Consider the following 22,866-nt stretch of genomic DNA (forward strand, 5'->3'; position numbering starts at 1 on the left):
CTAAGCAGTTTGACCCTTGATTTGCTTTACCTAAACGGAAAAACTATGACATCAAAAATACTGTTTTTAGCGGGAAGTGCGCGCAAAGACTCTTTGAATAAAAAACTAGCCAAAGTGGCCTATGAACTCGCAGTAGAGCAGGGAGCAGATGCGACATTTGTTGATCTGAAAGATTATCCGATGCCGCTTTATGACGGCGACGATGAGAGTGCAACCGGCTTACCTGAAAATGCCGTCAAACTCAAAGAGCTGTTTATTGCGCACTCAGGGTTATTTATTGCTTCGCCTGAATACAACAGCTCGTTCTCCGCCTTGCTTAAAAACACCTTAGATTGGATATCTCGCCCACATTCTGTCAAAGAACGTCCGCTATGTGCTTTTCGCGATAAAGTCGCTGCATTGGCGTCTACATCTCCTGGTGCGCTAGGTGGTTTGCGAGGCTTAGTACCGCTTCGAATGATGCTGGGTAATATTCAGGTGATGGTGGTGCCAGAACAAATTGCTATTGGCGCAGGAATGTCCGCGTTCGATGAAGAGGGTAAATTGACTGATGAGAAACAAAGCAGGGCATTAGGCTTAGTCGTTGCACGACTGATATCTGAAACGTCAAACTAACCTTAGCCAGCTTTAATAAAGATAAAAAGACCCCCAGTAATTGATATGTTCAACTACTGGGGGTCACTTCAGATGAGAGTCAGCGGCTTTTTGTATTTAGCTCAGAGCAATTAAGCGCTATTTGCTTTGATCCCAAATCCCTTTTTCGCTTTGGCCTTGAATTTCGCAGTCACCTGTTTGGTATTCAATAGTTTTACCGCTTTTATGTTTGGCAAAATAATCTTTTGAAATAGCCACTATGGTGGGCGTTAACATGACGATGGCAATGATGTTAATAACGGTCATTAGGCCCAATGCCATATCGGCCGCCGCCCACACCTCTGGCAGGGCAGCCATTGAACCCCACAAAATCATAGCTAGATAGCCGGTGGTATAACAGGCGCGTCCAAGTTTGTTATCTAGCTTGAACATGTGCAGGTTACTCTCGCCATAAGCGTAATTGGCCACCACAGACGTAAAGGCAAACAAGCTGATCGCCGCTGCAACAAATTCAGTACCACCGCCACCTAAATGGCTGCTCATGGCATTCTGGGTCAAACGAATGCCTTCCATTTGATCACTTGATGAACCACCAGCCAGAAGAATGACAAACGCAGTACAAGTACATAAAATCATAGTGTCGATAAACACCCCAAGCATCTGTACATAACCTTGGGAAACTGGATGATTAGGATTCGGTGTGGCACTCGCCGCAGCATGGGGTACACTGCCTGAACCGGCTTCATTTGAATATAAACCACGTTGCACGCCGTTCTTAAAGGCCGCGCCTATAGCGCCTGCTCCGGCTTCTTGCAGCCCAAATGCAGATTTGAAAATATCCGCCAGCATAGCCGGTACTAGATCGATGTTCATAAAGGTGACGAACAAGGTCACAGCAATATAGCCAACAGCCATAAACGGCACGACCCACTCGGCAAAACGCGCAATGGCGCGCAGTCCGCCGACCACAATTAATGCGGCTAAAGCAATAATCACCAATCCTGAATGCAGGGTAGGGATATCGTATGCGAAATTAAGGGCGTCAGTGATGGTATTGGCTTGCACGGCGCTGAAGATAAAACCATAACCCAGAAACAGAAACAGGGCGAAGGTAATGGCTAACCAGCGATTATTCAGCCCCTGTTGTATGTAATAGGCTGGGCCACCTCGATATTCACCGTTATCGTCACGTACTTTGTAAAGCTGACCTAATACACTCTCGGCAAACCCCGTGGCCATGCCCAATAAGGCGATAACCCACATCCAGAAAACAGCTCCCGAGCCACCTAAAGAGATAGCAACGGCGACACCCGCTAGGTTACCGGTACCAACCCGGGCAGATAAACTGGTGCACAAAGCTTGAAACGAACTGATACCTGATTTATCACTTTTGTTGCTACCCTTCATTACACCAAACATGTGGGTAAAATGGCGTATTTGGATGAAATTGAGTTTATAGCTAAACCAGAATCCGGCGATGATGAGAAGGTATATCAGTACCTGACCTTCACCCCACAAAATATTATTAATAAAACTGACGATTTCGGAAATCAATGGGCGACCCATAATTTATATGATTATTAATTTAAGTGTGCCGCTTAATGAGGGGTCTGTCTAGGTTGAAGCTAAGAGAATCAAGGATTTAGCAATGATTAAATGCTACAACGAAAAAAGCCAGACTATTGTCTGGCTTTTTAAGCATATAGGTGTGAAATACATCACTAAATATGGCTGGGATAGCTGGATTCGAACCAACGAATGACGGGATCAAAACCCGTTGCCTTACCACTTGGCGATATCCCAATAAAACAGATATCATCAATCTATTTATTGAAAAAAATGGCTGGGATAGCTGGATTCGAACCAACGAATGACGGGATCAAAACCCGTTGCCTTACCACTTGGCGATATCCCAAACATGGTGCGGAAGGAGAGACTCGAACTCTCACGCCGTGAAGCACTGGAACCTAAATCCAGCGTGTCTACCAATTCCACCACTCCCGCACTTTTTCTCTCCTGCTTCTCTAAATAAATTTAGTCAAACAAGAAATGGTGGCTACAGCGGGATTCGAACCTGCGACCCCATCATTATGAGTGATGTGCTCTAACCAACTGAGCTATGTAGCCATTCCTTCACTCCCTCTCGGAAGTGGCGCGTATTATGCTGATATGCCTTTTAGTCGTCAACCGTTTTTTTAAGATAAGATGATCGTTTGCTCGCATAATAAACAGCTGATGTGAAAATAATCGATAAGTGAGCAATATTTAGCTAGAAGCGTTGTTTTTTTACACATGTTCACATTAAAAAGTCGCCGTGTCGTTTTGGTGAAACGAATGATTGCTAATAGTGGGCAGGTATGTTGCGAAAAAACAGCCACCAAAAGTCAATTTTGCTCGTCGAGACTGGATGTATTCTAAATTTAACGACAATTTATCGATTTTATTCTGTTGTTAGGGGGCGCGTTTTCCAAAAAGATTGGATTGTATGCATTAAAAGTCAGCTGTTAAGGTGAAAAACAAAAGAGGCCGTCGGTGAATTGTGACCTCAGTTGGGCGTTTATATGCAGCGCACACCTATTGTAAAAAAGTAAAAACCATTTTCGTCAAAATTGTCATTGGACTCACGCCACAGCCAAATACCTGATTCCGAGAATTCATACGTAAAACCGTCATCATTAGTGATTGGTTTACAGCCAGTTATGGCTTCAACTTTAGCCAATGCACTTTTGGTTGGTAAACTCAATATGGACTCACCTAATAGCGAAACCTCATATAGATCGCTAAACGCAAACTCGATCGATTCCACCACCGCAGGTTGACCCTGATATGAGATATGTAAATCATTGCGATATAGTGCATCACTTAATTGTTGCCGCTCAGGGTATTTTTTGATTGCCTTAGTAGGCTGATTTAGCGCGATTAACAGTGTCTCTCGAGTGGCGTTTAGTTTAATGGTGTCGGTGCCAATGAGGGGGGTTATATCAAAAATAGGTTTCATATTTTTTCTTTTATTAGCTTAATTTGGATTGGCTAGATGAAGCAGCATTCATTTTCACTAACCACCAGGGCGATATATCAAAGGTTTATAAAAATGCAGCTGTTTAACCCATATGTAGATTGCTAAGAGCTTACAGGCCCCCCGCAACATCGATAAAGCTGCCCGTGGTAAAAGATGCTTCCTGTGAGGCTAACCAGCAAATTGCATTCGCCACTTCATCGACTTGGCCACCACGGCCCATGGGGATCTTATCTTGAAGTCGGGTAACGCGCTGTGGCTCGCCGCCGTCGCTGTGCATTTGGGTAGAGATTAAACCCGGTCTAACACCGTTTACCCGAATGCCTTCTTTGGCCACTTCTAAGGCCAGCCCTCTGGTCAGCGTATCAAGTGCTCCTTTTGACGCGGCATAATCAATGTAGCGGCCATGGACGATACATTGATAATCGTACCGCCATTCCCACCGTGGCTATAAGCCATGCGTTTAATCGCTTCGATGCAGCACAGAAAGCTACCGGTAATATTGGTGTTGAGCACAGTGTTGATTCGTTCGGCCGTTAATTCAACCAGTTTGCACTGCTGGCGCAATATCCCAGCGTTGTTCACCAAAACGGACAGTGGACCAAGCCGTTGTTCTATCGCATTAAATACGCGCTTAACATCGTCTTCATTCGCGATACTTTACCGCCTATGTGATTAATGTACTGAGCAACCTTTTGGGCAGCTTGCCAGTTGCTAGGGTAATTAATGGCCACAGCATAACCAGCCTTAGCAAATTACTTAGCCGTTTGAGCACCTATCCCGCGGCTAGCGCCTGTGATAAGCGCGACTTTGTTGGTTTGCATGTGTCCGTCTTAGCGTGGTTGCAGTAACGTGATGCAAGAGTAGTGTATTTAGCTTTTTTGCGCATCAGCTTTTATGCATTTATGCATTTATGCATTTATGCATTTATGCATTTATGCATTTATGCATTTGTGCTCTTGGGCATGCTTGCCGCGCAAGTTACTATATTTAATGTGTGGTGTTGGCGTTTGGATACGCCCGTAAACGGACGTTTTCTAAATTTTGGATGGTGATGTCCACATCGACGTTGATTAAAAAATTCGACATGATTTTTATGCCATCTAATGACATGAGCGCGGCGGTATCTCGGTCAAAAAATTGAGTTAAACCATTGGCATTTCCAATCATCTTCGAACCTAATTCTGGGCGATAATGGGAACCTTTATGTGCCTGTAAATGGGGCGATATATACCCAAGTGTTTGGTTGAGTTTTTCTTGAACCTCTGGTCGACCGACAAAGCTCAGAAATTGCTTCGCAGCCTGTTTATGCTGGGCATTTTTGGGGATAATGAACACTTCTATTGGTGTTTCTTCGTAAAGTGGTATGTCGACATTAATTTGTGGAAAGCGAAAAAAGCCGATGTCGTCACTACGTACTTTGGCGATGTGTTTTTCGACGAAGTTCCCAAGTAGAGTCATGCCTGCAATGTCTCTATATACATAGGGTAATGCGCCTTGCCAGTTTCGATTATCGATAGTGGGCGCAAAATACCCTAAGTCAATCAATTGCTTCCAAGTATTGAATAGGGCGCGCACGCGTTGGTCGGTATAGGGTATTTGGCCCTTCATTAATTGTTGATGAAAGGCGATGCCATTGATACGAAGATTAAGGTAATCGAACCATGCTGCCACCGGCCAACTGTCTTTGCCACTGACGACAATCGGAATAACCCCATTCGATTTGAGCGTTTCGCATACGGCTAAAAACTCACCCCATGAGCTTGGAGCTTTGAGTTTAAGCCTCGAAAATAATGATTTTTTGTAGTAAAAACCCCATTGGTAATATGAAAAAGGCAGGCCATAAATCGTGTTATTTTGGCGAATGGTATCTTGGATCCCTTGGGGGAAATGTTGCTGCCAGTTTTGTTCACGCCACAGTTCATTCAGCGGCTCTAATAATCCTTGAGATGCGAATTGGTTAAGCCGATTTCCCGCTTGCCAATACAATACGTCTAGGCCTTGCGCTTGGTTTAACCACACACCCATAGCGTTTTTGTACTGTCGATCCCCTTTTACCACATAATTTATGCGTATACTGGGATGCTGTTGCTCAAACTGTGTTGCCAGCTGATAATAAGCAGCACGCTGGCCTTTGCTGGCGATCAATACACCAACATTTAAGGTTTCATCTGCCAACGCTTTGCATGAAGATAAAACGTCAGCGAGCAAAAAAAGAGCAATATAAAATTTATACACTAATTGTTTAAGCCTAGGGTTGAGTTGCTTTAATTAATGTTCAACGTCCCCTGATATACGAATAAGAAAGTGACGCGTAATTAATATACCCCTAGCTTAGAGGCGCTACTTTTTTTGTCTTTAATGCTTTAGTCGTGGAATACCGGTTTAGTCGAAAATTAAATGGCAGAAAGCTTGTTTGGTTTGGTAAATTTATGTGCAGACATAAAAAAACAGAGCTAAAAAGCTCTGTTTTATCAAAATATGATTAACCGTGAATGCTAAACGTTAAAGCGGAAGTGGATAACGTCACCGTCTTTTACGATATATTCTTTGCCTTCCAAGCGCCATTTACCGGCATCTTTTGCGCCTTGCTCACCATTAAATTCGACAAAGTTCTCATACCCTATGACTTCAGCGCGGATAAAGCCTTTTTCAAAATCAGTATGAATAATACCAGCGGTTTGCGGAGCAGTAGACCCAATTGGGAAGGTCCAAGCGCGTACTTCTTGCACACCTGCGGTGAAGTAGGTATTTAGGTTAAGTAGATCGTAACCACTGCGAATAACGCGATTTAACCCAGGCTCTTCCAAGCCCATTTCTGCCATAAACTCAGCACGTTCGTCGTCTTCTAGTTCACCTATCTCAGCTTCCATTTCGGCGCATACCGCAACCACAACGGCATCTTCACCTTCGGCAATAGCTCGCACTTTATCTAGGTAAGGGTTATTTTCAAAACCGTCTTCGTTGACGTTAGCAATATACATGGTGGGCTTCAATGTTAAGAAGTTCATATAGCTAATTGCTTTTACTTCTTCTTTTTCAAGCTCAACTGAACGCAATAATATGCCTTCATCTAAATGAGGCTTAATTTTTTCAAGTACTTTTAACTCGAATTTAGCGTCGGAATCGCCGCCTTTGGCACGTTTTGCTACACGTAACAGCGCTTTTTCGGTGGTTTCTAAATCAGCCAACGCCAGCTCAGTGTTGATAATGTCAATATCGTCTTGTGGGTTGATTTTGCCGGCAACGTGTACAATGTTGTCGTTATCAAAACAGCGTACTACATGACCGATCGCATCAGTTTCACGTATGTTCGCTAAAAACTTATTTCCTAAACCTTCACCTTTAGATGCACCTTCCACTAAACCAGCAATATCCACGAATTCCATGGTAGTAGGCAAAATTCGTTTTGGATTAACAATAGCAGCTAGCTTGTCTAAACGAGGATCGGGAACAGGTACGACTCCTGTATTCGGCTCAATCGTACAAAACGGAAAGTTAGCGGCTTCGATACCGGCTTTGGTCAAAGCATTGAAGAGCGTTGATTTACCTACGTTTGGTAATCCCACTATGCCGCATTTAAAACCCATTTTTTGATCCTCTTTTATCTTTAGTATCAGTTTTGACTGACGATGCTTATTCTGCTTTAAATGAATGCAGCCGATTCATGGCTTTTTTCATATCATCTTTAATTAATATATCTATACAACGAACCGCTTCATCTATGGCAGCGTCCATTTGTTCTTGTTCATTTACTGGGGCTTTACCTAATACATAACCTGTCACTTTACCTTTGTGACCTGGATGGCCTATGCCTACCCGTAAACGATAAAAATCTTTGTTATTTCCCAAGCTTGATACAATATCGCGAATACCATTTTGGCTTGAACTGCCGCCTAATTTAAATTTGGCGATGCCGGGAGGCAAATCGAGTTCATCATATGCAACTAAAATAGATTCAGGGGGAATGCGATAAAATCCTGCTAATGCAGCAACCGCTTGGCCACTTTTATTCATATAAGTGGTGGGTATCAGCAAACGTATATCTTGGCCATTTATGGTCACGCGACCGGTATAACCAAAAAATTTACTGTGTAAACTCAGAGTACAATTGTGCATCCGGGCAAGGTTTTCGACTAACCAAGTACCGGCATTATGGCGGGTATATTTGTATTCGAGGCCTGGATTACCCAGGCCTACAATCAGTTGAATGTTAGACAAACAACTTATTCCGCAGCAGCTTCTTCACCTTCGGCATCATCTTCTTCAGATTCTACGCTTGGGCCTTTGGCTGTTTTAACTGTTACTACAGCTAGATCGTGATCTTCGCCTTTAGCAAGTTCAACTGAAGTAACGCCTTCAGGAAGAACGATGTCTGACAAGTGTAGAGTCTGACCAAGTTCAACGTTAATTACGTCAACCTCGATGAACTCAGGCAAGTCAGCTGGTAAACAGCTAATTTCTACGTCAACCATGTGGTGCTCAGCGTGGCCACCATGAGTTTTAATAGATTCTGCTTTTGCTTCGTTTACGAAGTGTAAAGGTACGTTTGTTTGAAGAGCTTGCTTCGCATCAACACGTAAAAAGTCCAAGTGAGTTACACGAGGCTTGAACGGGTGACGTTGCATGTCTTTAATAACGGCTTCAACTTTTTTACCGTCAACGTTCAATGTAAGAACGTGAGAGTAAAAAGCTTCGAATTCTTGCGCTTGAAAAACTTTGTTGTGAGACAAAGTTAAAGAAACGGCTTCTTTACCTAGGCCGTATAATACAGCTGGTACTTTGTCGTTATGACGTAGGCGGCGGCTCGCACCTTTCCCTAAATCAGTACGAACTTCTGCGTCTAGAGTGAAAATTCCTTCAGACATGGGTAACTCCAAATAGTAAGTAATTAAGTGTAGATTTCTGCGACCAAAATCTACTATGTTCGCTAAATGCCTCAGTCATGAATGAGCAAAACATTTGCAACCCTATAAAAAAGGGCGGCGAATATTACCATTGGCATTGATAGTTAACAAGAAAGATCTCCTTCCATTGCAAGCGCCTCTTCGTTCGTAGCTAGGGGGAGCTGGCTGATTCGAAATCTGGCAGCTTTAATTCAAAGCTCATGACGCAAAAATGGCTAATCTCAGCTTAGGACGATGTGCTTTTAGGTTGCTCTTGTGCTGTGTTAATCGCCCTGATTGGGTAGGGAATAACGATACCCTCTTGACGAAAACGCGCGTGCAATGCTTTGATAAATGCCGATTTAATAAAAAAGCGATTAAAATACTCTTCAGCCCTCAGCATTACCGTAAAGTTGATACTCGAGCTGTCAAACGTATGAAATACAACAAATGTTTGGTAGTTGTTTATGCCCCATTTATGGCTGTGTAATATTTGCCTAGCGACTTCAAGTGTGACGCGCTCTACATGCTCTAAATCAGAATCGTAATGCACTCCTACATCGACGGGAACAGACAACTCTTTCTCTGGGTAGTCATAATTAATGATTTTGGACTGAGACAACATGCTATTGGGCATAACAACTAGGTTATTCGCCAGCATTTTAATCCAAGTTGAACGCCAACCAATTCTTTCCACAAAGCCTTGTTCCCCTGAATCAAGCTCAACAAAATCCCCTACACGGATAGGTTTATCGATCACCAATTGGACCCCTGAGAAGAAGTTTTCTAATGTCGGCTGTAACGCTAATGCAACCGCTAAGGACGTGATGCCTAATGAGGCGACTAAAGGGGTGATAGAAATACCCAAGGTACCTAATATCACTAGCCCGCCGATACCGATTATAAGTATTTTACTGGTGCCTTTGATAATACTTTGACTGGTGCGCACCACATCTGAGGTCTGGGAGTAATGGCTTGCAAGATGACTGCAGAACCGCTCAGCGAAGACCAGTAGCGCAACAACTATTCCAATCTGGGCGGCTTTATCAACTTTTAGGGAGAGCAGTTCGGATATTAATGCACATTTAACTAGCAAGTACTGAAGCAGATAGATATTGGCCACCAGAATTAAAATGTTCAGCGGTTTACTGAGGGACACCAGCAGTATATTGCTCACCGGTTGGCCGTCACTGGGTTTTATTTTTTGCAATTGCACCAATATAACGCGCTTTATCATATACATGACGATAATGCTGATACTGAGCAAACCGCCGACAATCAGCCATGAATAAGGGAAACGTTGCCAAATTTGGTCCATAAGGACTCCGCTTTACTGACTGGATACAGTACTCGCGCAAGTTATGTACCATATAGGGAACAAACCACGCTTGGTAGCTTGGATACATATGGGGCGAAGAGACAAAAAAACCGCTCAAATAGCGGCTTTAAACATTTATCATCATCTGTCGAGGCTGGTTAATATTCAAACATCGCCGAGATTGATTCTTCATTGCTGACGCGGCGAATCGCCTCTGCCAGCATGTTTGATAAGGTTAATTGCTTCACTTTATCAAGGGCTTTAATTTCGTCACTAAGGGGGATGCTGTCAGTGATAATAATTTCATCAATCACCGAGTCTCGAAGGTTTTGCGCGGCGTTGCCTGAAAAAATGGCGTGAGTTGCATACGCATACACTTTTTTCGCCCCGTGCGCTTTCAACGCTTCTGCTGCTTTTGCCAGCGTGCCACCGGTATCGATCATGTCGTCGACTATGATGCAGTCACGGTCTTGCACATCACCAATAATATGCATAACCTGAGCAACGTTCGCTTTTGGACGACGTTTATCTATGATGGCCAAGTCTGTGTCGTTAAGCAGTTTTGCAACTGCACGAGCACGCACTACACCACCAATATCAGGTGATACAACAACTGGGTTTTCGATATTGCGACGACGCATGTCATCAAGCAAAATGGGAGTACCGAAGGCATTATCTACTGGAACGTCGAAGAAACCTTGAATTTGCTCTGCGTGTAAATCAATTGTCAAAACACGGTCAACGCCCACGTTTGATAAGAAATCGGCAACCACTTTAGCGGTAATTGGGACGCGAGCTGAACGTACACGACGGTCTTGACGAGCATAGCCAAAATAAGGAATAACAGCCGTAATACGACCTGCTGATGCACGACGGAATGCATCGATCATGACGATGAGTTCCATCAAGTTATCATTCGTCGGTGCGCAAGTGGATTGAATAATAAACACGTCTGAGCCGCGGACATTCTCATGTACTTCTACGCTGATCTCTCCGTCGCTAAAACGCCCGACACTGGCGTGGCCAAGTTTGGTATATAGCCTGTCAGCTACTTTCTGTGCAAGTTCAGGTACTGCGTTTCCAGCGAAAAGCTTCATGTCTGGCACGTTAAATTCCTCAGTGCGTAAAAGTGAAAATGGCTGGGATAGCTGGATTCGAACCAACGAATGACGGGATCAAAACCCGTTGCCTTACCACTTGGCGATATCCCATAAATACTGCGTATTGTTATAACCTTTCGCCGCGTATACACGCGTTTTACGTACGCTAGCTATTACTATCAAGACGCGCTAATTTGTCATGTACTGGAGACACATCGACTCCAGTCGCGACAAAACCTGAGCAACCTGATGGTAGGTTAGCCAACACATTTTCTGCTTCTTGGTTACTAGTAAAGACCGCGAACAAACATGCACCTGTGCCTGTCATTCGGGACGGCGCGTATTCTAACAACCAGCGTAATGTATTTGCAACATTCGGGTAGCGATTACAGACTAATTGCTGACAGTCATTATGAGTTTGGTCAAATTCATACTCCTGCCAGGAAATAAGTGCGGTATTTCTAGGCAAATCGGGATCGGTGAACACCTCTGCGGTAGACACATGACATTGAGGAAACACCACTAAGTAGTGCTTTTGCGCCACATGAGCCGGCGTAAGTTGCTCACCTACACCTTGCGCAAAGGCGGTTTTACCCATGACAAAAACGGGCACATCGGCTCCTAACGTTAAACCGATGTCAGCCAATTCTGTCAGGCTAAGGTTACATTTCCATAAATGATTCAACGCAATTAATGTGGTCGCTGCATTGGATGATCCGCCTCCTATGCCACCGCCCATAGGCAGAATTTTGCGCAATTGAATGTCGCATCCTTGTTGAACATCGGCATGCTGCTGTAGTAACCGTGCGGCTTTTACGATCAAATTTTCTTCGTTGGGTACGCCATCGATGGGGGTCAATAAATCAATATCAGCTTGCTGGGTGACGTTAAACGCTAACTCGTCGCCTTTATCCAATAATTGAAATAAGCTTTGTAAACGGTGATACCCATTTGGGTAACGACCATTAATGTGTAAAAAGAGGTTAAGCTTGGCAGGGCTAGGCCACCAATCTACTGTATGGTCCATTTATTTACTCTGATCAGAATTTGGTTCCCAAGAGGGGAATTATTAAGTTTGATATTATGTGGCAGCCATACGTCACCGACCTGCCGATAATCACTATAGCTAATAAGCCAACCGACGCAGGTATCGCAATGAGGAATAAGTTGATTCACCACGCCACTTTGCTCATATATGGCTTGGTCGGTTGGGCCGGCTTGCCCCTTTATCCAGAATGAAAATTGAGACACAGGTATTTGCCAACCTGTGATACGCCAAATTAAGTGACTTGCGTCTGTGTCCTGATAGTGCTCGCCGTCAGCATCTAATTCAACGGAATCTTTATCGCCGTGCATGGATAAGATGTTAATGCCCAGCATGGTGTTAAGCGAAAGGTGATAACTGTCTTCAATTTGCTGCCAGTTCAAATTAGCACTAAATTTTTCATCAGCACTTTTAAATGCCATGCGGCCCTTTAAGTTCCATTGTTGAATTTCGCTCAATTTACCTTGGTGCTCTTTGCTATTCACTTGGATATGACTGGGGGGCGGGGTAGCACAGGCGCTAAGTAATGCGCTCATGAGAATAAATAATACGAAATGCAAATTTGAACGCACGCTCACGGCAACATACTCATAAAATGAAAGGCGCTATAGGAACATAGATGGCTGGGTGCTTTCAATAGTTTTACCTTTTGCGTACAATGCCGCCCTGATCTGGCCTTAACCCTGTTTAATGAAAAAGCTGTAATCCGCATGACCTTAATTGCCTTCGGGATTAACCATAAAACTGCGCCAGTAGAATTGCGCGAAAAAGTCGCGTTTTCCCCGGACTCCATGGTTGAAGCCCTGAAATCTTTGGCACAACTGACTGGTGCACAAGAATCTGTGATTGTATCGACATGCAATCGGACAGAGATATACGCACAAGCGAAAAATTTGACCGCAGATATACTGAGTCAATGGTTAGCGGACTTTCATCACGCCAAAGCCGACGAATTAAGTGTAAACAGCTATGTTTATCACGAGCAGGATGCCGTTAAACATATTATGCGTGTTGCTAGCGGCTTAGATTCGCTGATATTAGGTGAGCCGCAAATTTTGGGGCAAGTCAAACAAGCCTTTGTCAGTGCGAAAGATTCAGGGGTTATCAAAAGTGAATTTGAACGCCTGTTTCAACAAACCTTCTCAGTGGCGAAACGTGTGCGCAGCGAAACAGAAATCGGCTCTAATGCGGTTTCTGTAGCCTATGCCTCGGTGCAACTGGCCAAGCATATATTTTCCTCGTTAAAGAAAAGCAACGTATTATTAATTGGGGCCGGTGAAACCATCGAACTGGTTGCCAAGCATTTACATGAGCAAGGTGTCGAAAAGCTTAGCGTGGCGAATAGAACACTGGCCCGGGCTGAAGCTATTGCTAAGCCACTGGGTGCTACGACCTTAACCTTGACCCAAATTCCACATCATTTAAAAGATGCCGATATTGTGATCAGCTCTACCGCGAGCCAATTGCCTATACTTGGCAAAGGTTTGGTTGAGCGAGCGTTGAAAGACCGACGCCACAAACCGATGTTTTTAGTTGATTTAGCGGTACCCCGTGATATTGAGTCAGAAGTAGGCGAGTTAGACGATGCCTACTTATACACGGTAGACGATTTACAACAAATCGTTGAAAAGAACCTTGAGTCTCGTCAACATGCTGCGTTACAAGCAGAACAGATGATTGATGAGCAAGCTGAGCAATATTTGCAGTGGCGTCAAGGTCAGACTTCCATTGATGTGTTGCGTGACTTTCGCCAGCAGAGTGAAAACCAAAGAGACACCCTTTTAAGCAAAGCGCTTAATCAATTGGCTGACGGTAAAGAAGCTGAACAAGTGATCAAAGAACTGGCGAATAAATTAACGAATTCGTTGATCCACGCGCCAACCAAAGCATTAAAAAAAGCTGCGATGCAGCAAGATAATAAAAATATGAGTCTGTTACAGGATGCGTTAGGGTTAGCTCGCGCGAACGACTCATCTAAGTAACTTCATTCACACCTTTGTTGCTTGGTGCGAACCTGCGGGTTGCGAACCAACAAGTTATAAAACCAAGTAAAGGTGCTTAGCAGGAATAACATGAAACAATCAGTTCAAGGTAAATTAGAATCGTTAACCGAACGCTTTGAAGAGGTGCAGGCGTTAGTCAGTCAGCCTGAAATTATTGCCGCCCAAGATAAATACCGCGCATTAACCAAAGAGTATTCACAACTTGAAGGTGTAGTTAAATGCTTTGCGGCATATCAAGGTGCAAAAGGCGACTTTGAATCCGCTCAGGAAATGATGCAAGAAAGCGACCCTGAAATGCGCGAAATGGCCCAAGAAGAATATAAGCTTTCCAAACAGGCTATTGAACGATACGAAGACGAGCTGCAAATTTTATTGCTGCCTAAGGATCCTAATGATGAAAGCAATTGCTTCATTGAAATTCGCGCTGGTGCCGGGGGTGATGAAGCGGCAATTTTCGCTGGTGACTTATTCCGTATGTATAGCCGGTACGCTGAGTCGCGCCGCTGGAAAGTAGAAGTGGTTACCACCAACGAGGGTGATCATGGCGGCTATAAAGAAGTCATTGCCAATGTTATCGGTGAAGGCTCCTATGGTGTGCTTAAGTTTGAGTCAGGTGGACACCGGGTTCAACGCGTACCAGAAACAGAATCCCAAGGGCGCATTCACACCTCAGCTTGTACGGTAGTCGTGATGCCAGAAGTGCCTGAGTCAGAAGCGATTGAAGTGAACAAAGCGGATTTGAAAATTGATACCTTTCGCGCCTCAGGTGCCGGTGGTCAGCACGTTAACAAAACCGACTCTGCAATTCGTATTACCCACGTACCATCAGGCATAGTGGTGGAGTGTCAGGATGAGCGCTCGCAACATAAAAACCGCGCCAAAGCGATGGCGGTATTGCAATCTCGTTTGAACAAGCTTGAAGAAGATAAACGTCAAGCAGAAGAAACATCAACCAGACGTAACCTAGTAGCCAGTGGCGATCGTTCTGAGCGTATCCGTACTTATAATTTCCCACAAGGGCGTGTTACTGATCACCGTATTAACTTAACCTTATATCGTTTAGACGATGTGGTTGCGGGTGACTTAGATGCAGTACTAGAGCCCATTCGTCAAGAACACCAAGCCGATTTATTGGCCTCATTGTCTGACGAAGGGTAGGGAGTGTGAGCACAATAAATAGTGCTCACAGTATCGCTGAGCAATTAGCGAGCGCTAAACGGCAATTGCAGGTGAGTGACAGTGCGGCCCTCGATAGTCGCCTGTTAATGTGTCAGGTTTTACAATGTGAATCCGTGTATTTAATGACATGGCCTGAAAGGGAATTAAATACCGCGCAATTGTTGGCTTTTGAACAATTGGTGGCTCAGCGCAAAGCCGGTCACCCCATTGCCTACCTTATCGGTTATCGTGACTTTTGGAGTCTGCGCTTACAGGTCTCACCCGCAACATTAATTCCTCGCCCCGAAACTGAATTATTGGTTGAAACCGCATTGGCGCTGTCTTTACCGGAGCAAGCTCATGTGCTTGATCTCGGTACGGGAACGGGGGCGATTGCGTTGGCTTTGGCCAGTGAAATGCCCAACTGGCATGTTACGGGTATTGATAAGAGTGTTGATGCTGTCACGTTAGCGAAAAAAAATGCTCAGTTGAACCAACTCCCCCAGGTAACGTTTAAGCAAAGCGATTGGTTTGCACATGTTGCTCAGACACGCTTTTCACTGATTGTCAGTAATCCTCCTTATGTTGAAGATGACAGCGTGTATTTACAACAAGGTGATGTGCGTTTTGAACCGGCTAGCGCGTTAACCTCTGGACCCGATGGCTTAGACGACATTCGTTTGATTTGCGCGAAAGCCAGCAGTTATTTGACACCACAGGGCTGGTTGGCCTTCGAACATGGCCATCAGCAAGCACTGGGAATTCAGGCATTACTGGCCGCTCAGGGCTTTAGCCAAATTCGTTCTGTCAATGATCTTAACGGTCAACCACGTATCACCCTTGGTTGTCTCGCGGTCTAAGTGTCCATGAGTTTTGTCCTTGTTCTTTTTCAAACGTTGCAACTATCTGAAAAGCGTACTATTTTGGACGAGCATATAGGCGTACAACAGTATCAAGTTAGACATTGTGCAAGGGAAGGGAATAGAAAGAATGAACGACGAGTTGTTATTTGCAGAAGACCTAGACGAAGATAAAGTCGAATATCAGGGCACATGGAAAGTCCTCATTGTGGATGATGAGCCTGAAATCCATGCGGTCACCAAACTGGCATTAAATGACTTTGAATTTCAAAACAAAAATTTAGAATTCCTCAGCGCATACAATGGACAACAAGCCAGAGACATTCTACTCAAAGATAATGATATTGCGGTGGTTTTGCTTGATGTGGTCATGGAAACCGATGATGCAGGCTTAAAAATAGCCGACTTTATTCGCAACGAAGCAGAAAATCACTTCATTCGTATTATTTTACGTACCGGCCAACCAGGCCAAGCCCCTGAACGTGATGTCATCATTAATTACGATATTAACGATTATAAATCGAAAACAGAACTCACCGCGCAAAAACTGTTTACTGTGGTCATCGCCGCGTTACGTTCTTATCGGGATATCGTTGCCATTAACGAGAATCGAAAAGGACTGGAAAAAATCATTTCTGCGTCGGCAGATTTGTTTCGTACCCATTCAATGGAAAGCTTTATTGAAGGCATAGTACAGCAATTATCGTCGTTGTTAGGTGGCGGTAATAATGCCGCGTATCTCACCTGCGCTGTAGCGGGCCCGCGACCGTTCTCCGGGTCATGCACGCATTCGTTAGATAATCTTGTGGTGTTTACCGGCCAAGGCGAGTATCAAAGTGCTGCGGGCAAAGCCCTTCCAAGCGTTTTATCCGGTGAGCAATTAGATGCCTGTCGCGTTGCCTTAAAGGATAAATCCTTAGTGTATGCTGACGAGTACTTAGTGGCTTATTGCGAAAGCCATACTCAGTGCGGCTCATTGTTATATTTATCCGGTTTGCCAAAACGCCTTACTGATGCGCAGAAAAAGTTGGTGGAAATTTTTTCACAAAATGTACAAATCGCATTCGACAATATCATGCTGACAAAAGACATCGAAGATACTCAGCGAGAAATCATCGAACGCTTAGGTCAAGCCATGGAAGAAGGCAGTGCAGTGGGCAGTCATATTCAGCGTACCGTTAAAATATGCCAGATTTTAGGCCAAGCTTTGGAATTAGATGAAGAGCAATTACGCTTGCTCACCTCGGCAGTGCCGTTACATGATGTGGGTAATTTATATGCGCCTACCCACACCTTATTTAAAACCGATAAATTGAGCACACACGATATTGATTTGATTGCTAAGAACACAAAATTGGGTTATCGCTTACTCAAAGATTCAAAGCGGCCGCTGATTCAAGTGGCTGCTACTATTGCCAAAGAGCACCATGAACATTGGAATGGCAAAGGGCATCCCTATGGTTTGCACGGTGAAAACATACATCTATTTTCTCGTATCGCCTCAATAGCCATTGCTTATAACGTGATGCGAAGCGCTACCCAGCATCAAGATGCTTGGCCAGTGCCTCTTGTTTTGGCGCGTATGCAGGAGTTAAGCGGAAGTCAATTTGATCCTAATCTTGTCGCCATATTAAGTCAGAATATCGATAAAATTGAAGATGTAACTTTAGATTGTGTACGTTAATGCACATAGCGTAAGATCCCACTTTATTTTACTAAGGACCACTTCATGTACACAGCTGTAAAACACATTCATTTGACTTGTATCGCCCTGAGCGTTTTACTTTTTATTATTCGCTTCTTTTGGACGATGACCGGTTCAAGTATGCTGCAGAAAAAGTGGGTCAAAATCACCCCACATATCGTTGACACGCTTTTACTGTTAAGTGCCGCAACCTTATGTGTTCTCATTAGCCAATATCCATTTGTCACACCTTGGGTAACCGAGAAACTAGTGGGTTTGTTCATGTATGTGTTTATGGTTGCATTAGCGCTTAAAATGGCACGCACTAACTTTATGCGCGTTATCGGATTTGTAGGGGCGCTAAGTTGGATTGCCTTTACCGCTTTGGTGGCTATCAGCAAACAGCCTATTTTATTCTCGTAAAACGGGCACTCTTGGTATATTGAGTGTTGCCCGAGGTATTCAGGCAACACCTTTTTCAAGTTCAACTTTTTAAGCCAATCCTTCATTCTTCTATCAAGATTACGCCGTCCTTTCCGATAAAATAGATACGTTATGGATGAGGTGATCTCCCAGTGCAGTCTTTAGAGCAAGCAATTCAAAGCAACCAACTACTATATGCGGGGCTGATCGCCAGCCAGCACAGTGTTGGCGATGGCATGCCGGTCAATGTCCGTGAGTGTTTGCAGCAACTCAATCGTTGGTCGAATCGGGCTAAACATTTCGCTCATATTCACCAACCAGATGCCAATGCCCTAAAACGCTTTATTCAGTTTTTTTATCGCGAATTGGCGTTTAGCGGCACACATAATCAAGGTGATTCTTGTCAGCATAGCTTGATGCATGAGGTCATGAGCTACCGCAGTGGCACGCCTGTGACATTGGCGATTGTCTTTAGTAGCCTAGCGAAGCGTCTTGGTTTTAAGGTGAGTTGTATTAATTTCCCTGGTCATTTTCTGCTGCGCTGTGAACTCACCCATACCGCTGATAATGGGCTAGCGGGTTTGCCTGCTGTGCTGGCAGATTGCCAATCTAATAGGCAAAATACCCCGGGCTCCCAAGGGCAATACTTGTTTATTGATCCCCTTGATGGGCGGGTCTTATCAGGGGATACCTTGGAGAAAATGTATTTTAGCGTAATAGAAGATATCGATAATGAATCTATGCCTAAGGAAGCTCTTGAACCTGCGAGCAGCGATGAAGTTATCGTGCATATGCTGAACCAAATAAAAGCGGCGCTGATTAACGCTAAGCGCTATGAACAAGCTCTGCGGGCGATAGAGTTATTGATTACTCTGTGTCCAAATAATCCCTATGAACGCCGAGATCGTGGGGTATTACTGCATGAACTGCAATGTCCACAACTGGCGATCATCGATTATCAGTATTTCATTCGCCAATGCCCGCAAGATCCCGCAGCTACCTTGTTAGCGCATCAGGTTAAACATATGAACACCACGCCACCTGTGATGCATTAACTGCTATTGTGCTACGCCCTAAGCTAACACGTCATAAATTGCCTGTGTGAGCTGGCTTAGTTCATTTGGCGTGATGATATAAGGCGGCATAATGTACACCAGTTTACCGAACGGGCGGATCCACACCCCTGCGGCCACAAATTTGCGCTGCAAAGTAGCGACATCTACCACTGATTTGCATTCAACCACGCCAATCGCACCTAAAACGCGAACATCGGCAACAACCTCCAAATCTCGGCATGTTGCCAGTTCTTGCTGCAATTGGCGCTCGATGTCAGCGACCTGAGTTTGCCATTCTCCTGTGGCGATTATGTCTAAACTGGCGTTTGCCACAGCGCACGCAAGTGGGTTGCCCATGTAGGTTGGGCCGTGCATAAATACCCCAGGGCTACCCTGACAGATCCCCTGTGCAACATCTTCAGTACATAGGGTTGCAGCTAACGTCACATAACCACCGGTTAAGGCTTTGCCTACGCACAGTATGTCGGGGCTGACATCCGCATGTTCACAAGCGAACAGTTTACCGGTGCGACCAAAGCCAGTGGCAATTTCATCACATATCAACAGCAAACCGTAGTCATCACATAATTGGCGAGCACGTTTTAAATATTCCGGATGATAAATACGCATCCCTCCGGCATTTTGTACTATGGGTTCGAGTACCAGTGCGGCAAGCTCCTTATGATGTTGCTGGATCAATTCTTCCAAAGGAGCAATATCGTCTTCGTTCCAAGTTTGGTTAAAACGGGTTTGTGGTGCAGGGGCAAAAATCTGCTGGGCGAGGGCATCGGTAAACAAAGAATGCATGCCGTTGATCGGATCACATACCGACATAGCGGCAAAGGTATCACCGTGATAGCCATTACGCGGGGTAATAAAGCGGTGTTTATTCGGACTACCTTGGCAGGCCCAGTATTGCAATGCCATTTTCATGGCGACTTCCACTGACACAGAGCCTGAATCCGCCAAAAACACGCGCTCTAAACCTGAAGGGGTCATGTTGATTAATTTACGGCATAAATCGATAGCAGGCTGGTGGGTTAGCCCACCAAACATGACGTGAGAGAAATCATCGATTTGGGCTTTGGCGGCTTGATTTAATTCAGCTCTGCCATAGCCGTGAATAGCAGTCCACCAGGATGAGCAGCCATCGACTAATTTTTCACCGGTCGCTAAATGAATATGGACACCTTGGGCGCCAGATACCTGATAACAAGGCAGGGGATCAAGTGCAGAAGTATAAGGGTGCCAAATGTGTTGTTGGTCAAAGGCGAGGTTTGCCTGAATTGAATCGTTCAAAAAGTACCCACTTGTAAAGTTTAAAAATGAAATTAAGTTGACAATGTGCTAAGCGGACTTAGACTAAGCGCGAATTATTATGATGTAAAGGATCAAGTATGTCAGCCAGTGTCAATGCCCTTAGTAACAGCACAACCAGTGATATTCGCCATGACTGGACGTTAGAAGAAGTGAATGCGCTATTTGCATTACCCTTTAATGATTTAATGTTCAAAGCGCAATGTGCACACAGAGCGCATTTTGATCCGAATTATGTCCAAGTCAGCACGTTATTATCAATTAAAACCGGCGCGTGTCCTGAAGATTGTAAATATTGTCCGCAAAGTGCTCGTTATGACACAGGTCTTGAAAAAGAACGCCTGATGGAAATCGAAAAAGTTATCTTACGTGCTCGTGAAGCCAAAGCTGCAGGCTCAACACGTTTTTGTATGGGCGCAGCTTGGCGTAATCCGAAAGAGCGTGATATGCCTTATGTTACCGACATGGTGCGTGAAGTGAAAAAATTGGGTTTAGAAACCTGTATGACACTCGGTATGTTAACTCGTGAGCAAGCAATAGCCCTGAAGCAAGCCGGTCTTGATTACTACAATCATAACTTGGATACCTCACCGGAGTTTTACGGCGACATTATTACCACACGTACCTATCAAGACCGTTTGAATACCATAGGCAATGTACGTGAAGCCGGCATGAATGTTTGCTCTGGCGGTATCGTTGGTATGGGCGAAACGGGTTCTGACCGTTCAGGTTTGCTGATGCAATTGGCTAATTTAGATCACCATCCAGAAAGTGTGCCGATTAACATGTTGGTCAAGGTTAAAGGGACACCCATGGAGAATGTCGAAGATTTAGATTACTTCGAGTTTATTCGTACCATAGCGGTTGCACGTATCATTATGCCTAAGTCGTTTGTGCGTTTATCAGCAGGGCGTGAAGCCATGAATGAGCAAATGCAAGCCATGTGCTTTATGGCGGGTGCGAATTCGATTTTCTACGGTTGTAAGTTGTTGACCACCTCGAATCCCGAAACCCATGAAGACGTGACTTTGTTCAAAAAGCTCGGTATCAATGCCAAGCAAACTCGTGAATTTTCCGATGAAGCCCATCAAGCAGCCTTAATGGAAGAAATTCAAAGTAAAGAAACGTCACAAACCGCAGATTTATTTTATGATGCGACTCAGAAAAAAACTGAGACAGTAAGCGCTTAATGGCCTTTGAATTTATTCAAGCAGCGCTTGCTGAGCGGCGCAAAGACAACTTGTTTCGCCAAGTTACCACCTTAGACTCTGCGCTAGGTGCGTTAATTGAAGTGGACGGCCAGTACTACCTAAATTTCTCCAGTAACGATTATCTCGGAATGCGTCAATCCACTGCTGTCATGCAGGGCTGGATAGACGGCATTGGTCAATTTGGCGGAGGCAGTGGTGCTTCTCCTTTGGTCACTGGGCATACTTTGGCTCATCAAGCGTTGCAGGAGCATCTTGCGCACAGTTTGAATCGTGACGCTGTGCTGTTGTTCAATTCAGGTTTTGCGGCTAATCAAGGGCTATGCCAAGCACTATTTCAATCCCCCATCAGTCAAAAGAATACACATGAGGGGCATATTGTTGCAGACAAATTAATGCATGCCTCATTGCTAGACGGTGCCATGAGCAGCGACACTACCTTGCGTCGCTTCAGCCATAATGACAGTGCGCATCTGCAACGGCTGTTAGCTAAAATTCATGCAGGTGCTGAGGGTAAAACCCAAGATATTTTGCTGGCCACCGAAGGTGTGTTCAGTATGGATGGCGACGAAGCGCCTTTACAGGAGCTGGCCGCTATCAGTGCGCAGCATAATGCGTGGTTAATGGTGGATGATGCCCATGGTTTTGGGGTGCTGGGCGAAACAGGCATGGGTGCCCTAGAGCAGCATGGATTAAATCAACAACACGTGCCTGTGTTAATGGCCACCTTTGGTAAAGCGATTGGCACTGCTGGGGCGTTTATTGCGGGCAGCCAAGAGCTAATCGACTATTTAACCAACTTTGCGAAGCATTATATATACAGTACGGCCATGCCGCCTGCGCAAGCAGTGGCAACACTGGCGAGCCTGCAAGCGATACAGCAAAGTGATCAGCGTGCATTGTTGCAAGATAATATTAGCTACTTTCGTCAGTTAGCTAATGCCGAGGGTATTGTGTTAACCCCATCAATGACCGCCATTCAACCCATTATTATTGGCAGCCCAGAGCGCACGGTTTGTATCAGTCAAGGGTTACGTAAGATGGGGCTGTGGGTAAGTGCGATCCGCACCCCAACTGTACCCAAAGGAACCGACCGGTTGCGCATTACATTAAGCGCAGCTCATCATAAAAAAGATATTCAGGCATTGGTTGACGGCTTGACGTTAGTCATGGGCGATGATGCTTATGGGGCATAAAGC

20 protein-coding genes, 5 tRNA genes and 1 pseudogene are annotated in these 22,866 nt (G+C 44.8%); 9 read left to right on the plus strand and 17 right to left on the minus strand.

Annotation, left to right across the window (positions count from 1 at the left end; translation table 11 throughout):
- Positions 1-45 precede the first annotated feature (45 nt).
- Positions 46-615, plus strand: coding sequence for an NADPH-dependent FMN reductase (locus GPLA_RS18245; RefSeq protein WP_007106458.1), 570 nt, complete (start codon positions 46-48; stop codon positions 613-615).
- Between the two features lie 117 nt (positions 616-732).
- Here GPLA_RS18245 and GPLA_RS18250 read toward each other — a convergent pair whose 3' ends face one another.
- The 16 genes and pseudogenes from GPLA_RS18250 to lolB all read right to left on the minus strand — a co-directional run bounded on the left by GPLA_RS18250 (position 733) and on the right by lolB (position 12,537).
- Positions 733-2,148, minus strand: a complete 1,416-nt coding sequence (locus GPLA_RS18250; RefSeq protein ID WP_040515344.1) for an alanine/glycine:cation symporter family protein — start codon at positions 2,146-2,148, stop codon at positions 733-735.
- A 174-nt stretch (positions 2,149-2,322) separates the two neighbouring features.
- Positions 2,323-2,397: transfer RNA gene (locus tag GPLA_RS18255), tRNA-Gln, on the minus strand.
- Between the two features lie 37 nt (positions 2,398-2,434).
- Positions 2,435-2,509 (minus strand) — tRNA-Gln (locus tag GPLA_RS18260).
- A gap of 4 nt (positions 2,510-2,513) precedes the next feature.
- A tRNA-Leu gene (locus GPLA_RS18265) sits at positions 2,514-2,598 on the minus strand.
- Positions 2,599-2,644: 46 nt separating this feature from the next.
- Positions 2,645-2,721, minus strand: a tRNA-Met gene (locus GPLA_RS18270).
- 430 nt (positions 2,722-3,151) lie between these two features.
- Entirely contained in the window at positions 3,152-3,592 is a 441-nt protein-coding gene (locus GPLA_RS18275; RefSeq protein WP_007106462.1) for a hypothetical protein, read from the minus strand.
- 130 nt (positions 3,593-3,722) lie between these two features.
- Positions 3,723-4,434 (minus strand): annotated as a pseudogene (locus GPLA_RS18280) (SDR family oxidoreductase).
- A 166-nt stretch (positions 4,435-4,600) separates the two neighbouring features.
- A complete protein-coding gene (locus GPLA_RS18285; protein WP_007106466.1) occupies positions 4,601-5,848 on the minus strand; it encodes an ABC transporter substrate-binding protein in 1,248 nt (415 codons plus the stop codon).
- 260 nt (positions 5,849-6,108) lie between these two features.
- Positions 6,109-7,200, minus strand: coding sequence for a redox-regulated ATPase YchF (gene ychF, locus GPLA_RS18290; RefSeq protein WP_007106468.1), 1,092 nt, complete (start codon positions 7,198-7,200; stop codon positions 6,109-6,111).
- Positions 7,201-7,246: 46 nt separating this feature from the next.
- Entirely contained in the window at positions 7,247-7,831 is a 585-nt protein-coding gene (gene pth, locus GPLA_RS18295) for an aminoacyl-tRNA hydrolase (RefSeq protein ID WP_007106469.1), read from the minus strand.
- A gap of 5 nt (positions 7,832-7,836) precedes the next feature.
- Positions 7,837-8,478 (minus strand): 50S ribosomal protein L25/general stress protein Ctc, encoded by a 642-nt coding sequence (locus tag GPLA_RS18300; protein WP_007106470.1) that lies wholly within the window; start codon positions 8,476-8,478, stop codon positions 7,837-7,839.
- Positions 8,479-8,743: 265 nt separating this feature from the next.
- A complete protein-coding gene (locus GPLA_RS18305) occupies positions 8,744-9,814 on the minus strand; it encodes a mechanosensitive ion channel family protein (RefSeq protein WP_007106471.1) in 1,071 nt (356 codons plus the stop codon).
- Between the two features lie 158 nt (positions 9,815-9,972).
- Positions 9,973-10,920: a ribose-phosphate pyrophosphokinase gene (locus tag GPLA_RS18310; RefSeq protein WP_007106472.1), complete on the minus strand. Its 948-nt coding sequence runs from the start codon at positions 10,918-10,920 to the stop codon at positions 9,973-9,975.
- A gap of 30 nt (positions 10,921-10,950) precedes the next feature.
- Positions 10,951-11,025, minus strand: a tRNA-Gln gene (locus GPLA_RS18315).
- 55 nt (positions 11,026-11,080) lie between these two features.
- Positions 11,081-11,941, minus strand: a complete 861-nt coding sequence (ispE, locus tag GPLA_RS18320) for a 4-(cytidine 5'-diphospho)-2-C-methyl-D-erythritol kinase (RefSeq protein WP_007106473.1) — start codon at positions 11,939-11,941, stop codon at positions 11,081-11,083.
- Positions 11,926-12,537: a lipoprotein insertase outer membrane protein LolB gene (lolB, locus tag GPLA_RS18325; RefSeq protein ID WP_007106474.1), complete on the minus strand. Its 612-nt coding sequence runs from the start codon at positions 12,535-12,537 to the stop codon at positions 11,926-11,928. Before lolB ends, ispE begins: the two co-directional genes overlap by 16 nt.
- A 132-nt stretch (positions 12,538-12,669) precedes the next feature.
- Here lolB and hemA point away from each other — a divergent pair, with 132 nt between their 5' ends.
- The 6 genes from hemA (at position 12,670) to GPLA_RS18355 (ending at position 19,142) form a co-directional block, all read left to right on the plus strand.
- Positions 12,670-13,941 carry a glutamyl-tRNA reductase gene (gene hemA / locus GPLA_RS18330; RefSeq protein WP_007106475.1) on the plus strand — a complete coding sequence of 424 codons (1,272 nt, stop codon included), beginning with the start codon at positions 12,670-12,672 and terminating at the stop codon, positions 13,939-13,941.
- Positions 13,942-14,031: 90 nt separating this feature from the next.
- Complete coding sequence (gene prfA / locus GPLA_RS18335) at positions 14,032-15,120, plus strand: peptide chain release factor 1 (protein WP_007106476.1); 1,089 nt, start codon at positions 14,032-14,034, stop codon at positions 15,118-15,120.
- A gap of 5 nt (positions 15,121-15,125) precedes the next feature.
- On the plus strand, positions 15,126-15,980 hold the full coding sequence (gene prmC, locus GPLA_RS18340; RefSeq protein WP_007106477.1) for a peptide chain release factor N(5)-glutamine methyltransferase: 855 nt from the start codon (positions 15,126-15,128) through the stop codon (positions 15,978-15,980).
- A gap of 130 nt (positions 15,981-16,110) precedes the next feature.
- Positions 16,111-17,664: a response regulator gene (locus GPLA_RS18345; RefSeq protein WP_007106478.1), complete on the plus strand. Its 1,554-nt coding sequence runs from the start codon at positions 16,111-16,113 to the stop codon at positions 17,662-17,664.
- A gap of 45 nt (positions 17,665-17,709) precedes the next feature.
- Positions 17,710-18,087 carry a SirB2 family protein gene (locus tag GPLA_RS18350; protein ID WP_007106479.1) on the plus strand — a complete coding sequence of 126 codons (378 nt, stop codon included), beginning with the start codon at positions 17,710-17,712 and terminating at the stop codon, positions 18,085-18,087.
- A 152-nt stretch (positions 18,088-18,239) separates the two neighbouring features.
- On the plus strand, positions 18,240-19,142 hold the full coding sequence (locus GPLA_RS18355; RefSeq protein ID WP_007106480.1) for a SirB1 family protein: 903 nt from the start codon (positions 18,240-18,242) through the stop codon (positions 19,140-19,142).
- A gap of 18 nt (positions 19,143-19,160) precedes the next feature.
- Here GPLA_RS18355 and bioA read toward each other — a convergent pair whose 3' ends face one another.
- Positions 19,161-20,441: an adenosylmethionine--8-amino-7-oxononanoate transaminase gene (gene bioA, locus GPLA_RS18360; RefSeq protein ID WP_007106481.1), complete on the minus strand. Its 1,281-nt coding sequence runs from the start codon at positions 20,439-20,441 to the stop codon at positions 19,161-19,163.
- Positions 20,442-20,539: 98 nt separating this feature from the next.
- On the opposite strand from bioA, the gene bioB reads away from it, so the two are divergent.
- Together bioB and GPLA_RS18370 are read left to right on the plus strand one after the other, a co-directional pair.
- A complete protein-coding gene (gene bioB / locus GPLA_RS18365; RefSeq protein WP_007106482.1) occupies positions 20,540-21,649 on the plus strand; it encodes a biotin synthase BioB in 1,110 nt (369 codons plus the stop codon).
- On the plus strand, positions 21,649-22,863 hold the full coding sequence (locus tag GPLA_RS18370) for an aminotransferase class I/II-fold pyridoxal phosphate-dependent enzyme (RefSeq protein ID WP_007106483.1): 1,215 nt from the start codon (positions 21,649-21,651) through the stop codon (positions 22,861-22,863). Before bioB ends, GPLA_RS18370 begins: the two co-directional genes overlap by 1 nt.
- Positions 22,864-22,866: the final 3 nt, after the last annotated feature.

Source organism: Paraglaciecola polaris LMG 21857 (assembly GCF_000315055.1).
Lineage (GTDB): Bacteria > Pseudomonadota > Gammaproteobacteria > Enterobacterales > Alteromonadaceae > Paraglaciecola > Paraglaciecola polaris.